We start from the raw sequence: 2,143 nt of genomic DNA, 5'->3' as shown, positions 1-2,143 counted from the left end.
GGCCGGGGGAGTGCGGGCCGGGGGGAGGCCAGGCGATCAGCGCGCGGCCCCACGTCACGCCCGCGCCGAATCCGGCGAGCAGGACCAGGTCCCCGGGCGCGATCCGCTCCTCGCGCACCGCCCGGTCCAGGGCGTAGGGGAGGCTGGCGGCGCCGATGTTGCCGACGTCCTGCCCGGCGATCACCAGCTGCGCCGGGTCGAGACCCGCCTCGCCCGCCAGCGAGGCGACCAGCCGCGGGTTGGGCTGGTGCGGGACGACCAGCGCCAGGTCGGCGGGCTTGATCCCGGCGTCCTCGGCGGCGCCGGCCACCAGCCGCGGGAACATCTCGGTGATGAAGTCGCGCACCGCCCGGCCGTCCATGTGGATGGTGTGCCGGTGCCCGGCCACGGTGCCGGCGGAGGCGGGGTCGCGGCTGCCGCCGGCGGGGATGAGGACGTCCCCGGCGCGCGAGCCGTCCGACCCGAGCGTGACCGGCCCGATCCCGTAGGGCGCCGCGACCGGCCCGATCACCGCCGCGGCCGCGCCGTCGCCGAACAGCGCGCTGGTGGCCCGGTCGCCGGAGTCGAGGAACCGCGAGTACACCTCGACGCCGATGACCAGCGCATGCGGCGCGGGGTCGGGCCGGCCCGCCAGCCAGCCGACCGCGGCCGACAGCCCGTAGACGAACCCGGTGCAGGCGGCGGAGACGTCGAACGCGGCGGCGCGGCCCGCGCCCAGCAGCGCCTGCACGCGGCAGGCGGTGGAGGGGCCCAGCTCGTCGGGGGTGGAGGTGCCGAGGACGATCAGGCCGATGTCGGCGGCGGAAACCCCCGCCCGCGCGAGCGCGCGGTCCGCGGCGGCCGCGGCCAGGTCCGAGGACGCCTGCCCCGGCTCGGCGACATGGCGGTGACGGATCCCGGTGCGCTCCTCGATCCAGGACGGCCCCAGCCCCAGCGACCGGGACAGCTCCCGGCTGGGCACGCGCCGGGCGGGCAGATACGACCCCGTGCCCCGGATCGCCCACCCCCGGTGCGCCCCGTGCGGGTGCGGGCCGTGAGGTGCTCGTACCACCGACGGTTGCCAGACCGATCCCATGAGCGAATAATCCCATCTCAGGTTTTACGTTCCATAACTATGAGTAATGCGGCCTTTTACTGAATAGCAAAGACAGTCTTCCTTCGAGGTAAGGAGACCCCCGTGTCTTTCCCCCCAATTCACCCGGCCGACGAGCTCAAGCCCGACGACGCGTGCGCGTTCCTGTTCGCCGGAACCGGCTCGGCGGGGGCCCCCGACCTGCCCGCCCTCGCCCGCATCGGACCCGGCGCCGCCCGCGCCGCCGCCGACGTCCTGGACGCCGTCCAGGAGGGCCTGCCCCGCACCGGATGGCCGTCCCTGCGCGCCGTCCTGCTGGAGGACCCCGGCGCCTACCGCGCGGCGGCCCGCACCCCCGGCGTCGCCCAGCTCGCCGCCTACGCCGCCTCCGTCGCCGTCGACCGCGCGCTGCGCACCGCCGGCGTGCACCCCTCCTACGCCGTCGGGCAGAGCTTCGGCGAGATCGCCGCGCTGGTCGGCGCCGGCGCGTTCGCCATCGCCGACGGCGCCCGCATGGCCGTCAGCCTCGTCGGCGTCCTGGCCCGCCGCGGCAGCGGCGGCGGCCTGGGCCTGCTGGAGACCGGCGAGGACGCGACGCACGCCTGCATCCGCGCCGCCGCGGCCCCCCAGGTGGCCGTCGCGTGCCTGAACGCCCCGTCGGTCACCGTCGTGTCCGGGCCCGACGAGCCCCTGGAACGCGTCCTGGACACCGCACGCGGCCGGGGAGTGCGCGCCCTGCGGCTCGCCGTCCCCTACCTGTCGCACCATCCCGCGATGGCCGGCGCCGACGACGAGTGGTACGAAATGATCCGCCGCTACCCGCAGCGGCCCCTGGAACTGCCCGTCCACTCGCCGGTGCGGGGCCGCGCCTACCACGACGGCGACGACCTGCACCGCGCGCTGGCCGACTGCATCGTCAAACCCGTCCGGCTGCCGCAGGCGCTGCGCGCCGTCCACGACGCCGGCGCCACGGTGTTCACCGAGGCCGGCGCCGGCGACGCGCTGTGCCAGTGCGCGCGGCTGACCCTGCCCGGCGCGCGGACCCTGGCCCCGCTGCGCGGCCGCCCGCCC

General features: G+C 76.8%; 2 protein-coding genes. One reads left to right on the top strand and one right to left on the bottom strand.

Features of this window, described 5'->3' with window-relative positions; all coding sequences use genetic code 11:
• Window positions 1-1,051, bottom strand: a 1,051-nt coding sequence (locus tag E1289_RS37345) for a ketoacyl-ACP synthase III (RefSeq protein ID WP_243713475.1), incomplete at its 3' end; no start/stop codon positions are given.
• Window positions 1,052-1,177: 126 nt separating this feature from the next.
• Between E1289_RS37345 and E1289_RS37340 the strand changes: the two genes are divergently transcribed.
• A partial coding sequence (locus E1289_RS37340) for an acyltransferase domain-containing protein (RefSeq protein WP_131988869.1) occupies window positions 1,178-2,143 on the top strand: 966 nt, incomplete at its 3' end.

The organism is Actinomadura sp. 6K520 (assembly GCF_004349245.1).
GTDB lineage: Bacteria > Actinomycetota > Actinomycetes > Streptosporangiales > Streptosporangiaceae > Spirillospora.
The sequence above is the reverse complement of the archived record's forward strand: the minus strand, read 5'-3'. Positions and strand labels throughout refer to the sequence as shown.